5 protein-coding genes are annotated in these 4,213 nt (G+C 45.8%); 2 read left to right on the top strand and 3 right to left on the bottom strand.

The window, feature by feature from the left end:
* Positions 1 to 540, top strand: a 540-nt coding sequence (gene isdG / locus AC1DSE_RS31300; RefSeq protein WP_477528771.1) for a heme oxygenase, incomplete at its 5' end; no start/stop codon positions are given.
* Positions 541 to 659: 119 nt separating this feature from the next.
* Here the strand turns inward: isdG and AC1DSE_RS31305 are convergent.
* From AC1DSE_RS31305 to AC1DSE_RS31315, 3 genes are read right to left on the bottom strand one after another with little or no spacing between them, the layout of a single operon-like run.
* Complete coding sequence (locus AC1DSE_RS31305; protein WP_339203770.1) at positions 660 to 1,670, bottom strand: Gfo/Idh/MocA family protein; 1,011 nt, start codon at positions 1,668 to 1,670, stop codon at positions 660 to 662.
* Between the two features lie 37 nt (positions 1,671 to 1,707).
* On the bottom strand, positions 1,708 to 2,547 hold the full coding sequence (locus AC1DSE_RS31310) for a sugar phosphate isomerase/epimerase family protein (RefSeq protein ID WP_441881781.1): 840 nt from the start codon (positions 2,545 to 2,547) through the stop codon (positions 1,708 to 1,710).
* 24 nt (positions 2,548 to 2,571) lie between these two features.
* Positions 2,572 to 3,213, bottom strand: a complete 642-nt coding sequence (locus tag AC1DSE_RS31315) for a carbohydrate-binding family 9-like protein (RefSeq protein ID WP_076270892.1) — start codon at positions 3,211 to 3,213, stop codon at positions 2,572 to 2,574.
* A gap of 168 nt (positions 3,214 to 3,381) precedes the next feature.
* On the opposite strand from AC1DSE_RS31315, the gene AC1DSE_RS31320 reads away from it, so the two are divergent.
* On the top strand, positions 3,382 to 4,213 hold an 832-nt coding region (locus AC1DSE_RS31320; RefSeq protein ID WP_477528772.1), incomplete at its 3' end, for a helix-turn-helix domain-containing protein.

Below are 4,213 nucleotides of genomic sequence, written 5' to 3' on the forward strand. Positions count from 1 at the left end.
CTGCAGCAGGCAGCCTCTTATTGCCATTATATGATTGCCATGAAAGAAGGGGAGCTTGCTGACGCTGGAGAACCACGAACCATCATTACGCCTCGTTTCATGCGCTCCGTATTTGATTTGGATGCGAGAATTAGCTTTGCTGAACGTTATCCCATAATCATTCCTATACCCAAAACCGATGAGGAGGAAGAAACGATGATCATTGTGACGAATGTATCGCAAATTACGAAGGGCGAAGGAGAAAAGCTTGTTGAACGTTTTGATCGGGTAGGCAAAGTCGAGGAAATGGAAGGGTTTCTTGGGCTTGAGGTGCTTCTCACGCAAAACCTAAAGGACTATGACGAGGTTTCCATCGTTACAAGGTGGCAATCGAGAGATGATTTTAACAAATGGACAAAAAGCGAGGCGTTTCGTGAATCTCATTCCCACCGTAAAACGCCGGAATACATTCTATCTAACAAAATTATGTTTCAGGAAGTCAAAGTCAAGCGTACTCCGCTCCCTCCCGTGGAACGCAGCGATGAAAGGCTTGCCCAATAAATTCCTTCTTAACAAACAAGCAAGACTGCCATTCCTCCTCTAAACGAGGCGGCGGCTGTCTTGCTTTTGTCTGTTCATTTTAACGAGCCTATCCGGTTGCTAAGTGAATGCTAGGCCTTTTACAAGGATACTAGCGTCCCGCCTTCATTTGCAGAGCGCAGCTCTGCTTCAATAATTTCAAGCGTGCCTACCGCGCTCTCAGGTGCGCAGATCGAAACTGGCTGCCCCGCATGAATGGATTCAATAAAATATTTGATTTCACGATAATAACCCATATCCTCAGACAATTCAGCGATAAAGCCCGGCGCATCATTTGGATTAACTTTCACTTGCCCATTTTCAAAAATGAGATTTCCGCCTTCAAAATTAACGCGATACGTCATGGCGAAGCCAAAGTCGCCTTCCAGCGTCCAATCTGCCTGAGCATTCAGCACCTTGCCATCTGGATAAATATAATGAGTAGACACGACATCATAGCCGCTGCCTGGAATGACATTGCGTGCAATCGTTGATACCTTCTCAGGCTTGCCGAATAACCAGTGAACCATGTCTGCATCATGAATGTGCATGTCCAGTAAACAGCCTCCACTTTTGCTGCCATCCAGAAACCAACCCTTTGGCGCGGCAGAACCTCTGAAGAAATAACCGCCCGTAACAGCTCCATAACGACCATCCTCTACGCAAGCCTTCAAGTATTCATAAGCTGGCCAGAAGCGCAGGCATTGGCCGATCATCAACGTTTTTCCTGTGCGCTCTGCTGCATGTGCCATGCGCCAGCCATCCTCTGAGCTTCCTGCCACAGGTTTCTCGCATAATACATGCAACCCTCTCTCAAGCATCGAGCAGGTTAAATCAGCATGCAGATTAGTAGGCAGCGTAATATCGACGATATCTAGTTCCTCATTCTCTAGCATTGCAGCAATATTATCGTACAAACGGTAAGGCGCAAGATCATAGACGTCCTGCTCTGTCGCGATGTTGCCTGACGCTTTTCCTTCCTTCAACTCCTCGATCAGCAAATCGCAAATCGCTACGAGCTGCACAGGAGCTCCTTCCTTAGCAAGACGGACATAATTGTCAAAGTGCATCCGACCCATAAATCCAAAACCGATTAAACCAACCTTTAACATATTAAAAACCTCCTAATAGTTTTTGAGTAGATGAATTCTAACGTCCTAATATGGCATCCATCGCTTTTGAAGTGTTGAAAATGATTTGTTCGGAATGATGATTGTATGGCGGAATCATTTCTCCAGTTACATAATTGTCATAACCAATCGCATGAAGCGCCTGCATGACAGCTGGGTAATCAACATCACCTGCTAATAGATCAACAAAGCCATGCAATCCGCCTGCTTGACGGCGGTAATCCTTGAAGTGCACTTTCTTGATGCGATGACCCAAAATACGAATCCATTGCTCAGGATAACCATTATGCAGCGCATTGCCAACGTCGAAATACGAGCCTACAAAACTCGAGTTATGCGCATCAATGAAGGAACGCATCTCAAGCGGCGATAATAAGAACTTGTTCCAAACATTCTCAATGCCAATCGAGACCCCCGCGCTCTCAGCAAACGGAACAAGCTTCCCGATCGCTTCCAGCGCCCGGTCATATGCATATTCGTAGTCAGCAACTTCACTGCCTGGTATAAAGTCAACGCCTACAGCGCCTGGAATGACCAAAATGGTATCCACGCCGAGAGCCGCAGCAAGCTCCAGCTGTTTCTTGCACACATCGATTGCTTTCTCGCGTGTAGCCACGTTTTCACTCGTCATTGGATAGGACCAGTACAAGCCTGTTGCTAAACCTGCAATTTCCAGTTCATTTTGCTGCAGTTCGTTTTTGATTTCTTGAATCTCTTTGTCGGATGCTGCTAGGCTAAGCTCACCCGTCTCGTTCAATGACAGCTCGATTCCGTCAAAACCTGCTTTTTTTGCTGTACGAATGTTTTCTGCAATGGTTGAATCACCTTTGAAAGACCAAATATTAATCCCTTTTTTCATGTTAAGCCCTCCTATATTTATGTTTTAAATAAATAACAGCCTGCCAAATTTACGGGGAAGATGAAAGTTTATCGCTTTGGTAGCCTGCCAAGCCTGGAATTCACGGTTGCCGTGTTTATCCTCATCAATCCGGTAAAAATTCACTCTCCAGCTTAATCCTTGCTCGAGAGGCTTCTTGAAATTCTCCACCGGAATATGCACAAAATAAATCCGTTCAGCATCGCCACTCGTTTCAACAGTCGTCTGGATACCCTCAAACCTCCATGCTAAGTCCGTCGAAGTGATCTCAGCTTCACCATCATTCGCAATCAGAGCATCAAAAACAACATTGTTCGGACTAACTTCTAGCTCTAGATAACGATGCCCAGTTCCATCCTCATCGATAAACAGCTCAACGACATCCTGCTCATAAAGCGGCTCATCGCGTATGGTAAAATCAGATACAACATGTGAATCCTTGCATAAATAGCGAATATGCAAATAGTTCTGGCTCCAGCATGCTCTTACTTCCGTACGCTCCTTAGGCTGCATGGCAGTGACCGTATCAACCAGTTCAATCGCATCGAAGCTATCCCAATGGATAGCGCCAAAACCGGCGTCTTCGATGCTGATCGGCACTTGCCTGCAAAGATAGGTTTTACTCTCTTGAAACGCAGGAACCTCCATTTGTTCAAACTCCTTTTTAGATAATTACGTTATATTGAATTTGCTGCAACAACATGTGATAATACGTTTATAATAAACGATTATTCTTGAAATTTATTTAGCTAGAATAGCGATTTTTTGGACAATTCCGTTCTCTTTTTTATTTTCTTAATGAAAGGAGCCTACCGCTTGGAAAAGTCTGAATCTCCCTTTCCACGCATTCGTTCAACTCCATTTCGTGAGTGGTCGCCCAGCGTCCATTATGCGCAGTTCCAGYGCTTGCCAACGGGTGCTCTGCCAAGACGTAGATTGTATGATTACGAGCTCCTGTACGTGTACCATGGCGAAGCAGCGACGACCATGCATGGGCAGCGCTATAAAATTGAAGCTGGTCAGCTTATCTTTTTGCCCTCTGGCGTCTATCACCAAAATGAAGTCGTTTCCAGCCCAAACGCTCGATTTCTCGGCATTCATTTTGATTTTTTTGACGAGCTCGATATTCAGACAGAGGCTGACATGGTTGTGAACGAAGCTGCTGTTTTGCCGCATAAATTCATTTATGAGCCTTATGTGGAAGGGTTGGCTCCCTTATCCGACCATCCAGTCTACACGCCGCCTCTCGTATGCGTACAATTAATGGAGCAGCTTGTTCATGAATTCACTATGCGTCCTATTGGGTATGAGCTGGTTTGCAAAGGTCTAATGCTACATATATTGGCCCATTTGCTGCGTTTGCCCTCATCTCGATCCGCTGGACAATCCTCACTTCACGGCGGCAGGATTGCCGAGTTAATGGAGGAAATAGAGGCATCACCTGCTGCCAATTGGACAAACACAACGATCGCCGCAAAGCTGAATTTGAGCATCGACCATACCGCGAAGCTGTTTAAGCAAATCGCCGGCATGCCTCCTAGCGAATATGTTCAATCGATACGTCACCGAGAAGCTAGAAGGCTACTTCGGGAATCCGAGCTTTCAATCGAAAACGTCGGCAGCATCGTCGGCTATTCCGATATCCACT

The organism is Paenibacillus sp. 01L418 (assembly GCF_056400045.1).

Coding starts and splice junctions, on each gene's coding strand:
- AC1DSE_RS31305 (WP_339203770.1), bottom strand. CDS start 1,670: ATGTTAAAGGTTGGTTTAATCGGTTTTGGATTTATGGGTCGGATGCAC.
- AC1DSE_RS31310 (WP_441881781.1), bottom strand. CDS start 2,547: ATGAAAAAAGGGATTAATATTTGGTCTTTCAAAGGTGATTCAACCATT.
- AC1DSE_RS31315 (WP_076270892.1), bottom strand. CDS start 3,213: ATGGAGGTTCCTGCGTTTCAAGAGAGTAAAACCTATCTTTGCAGGCAA.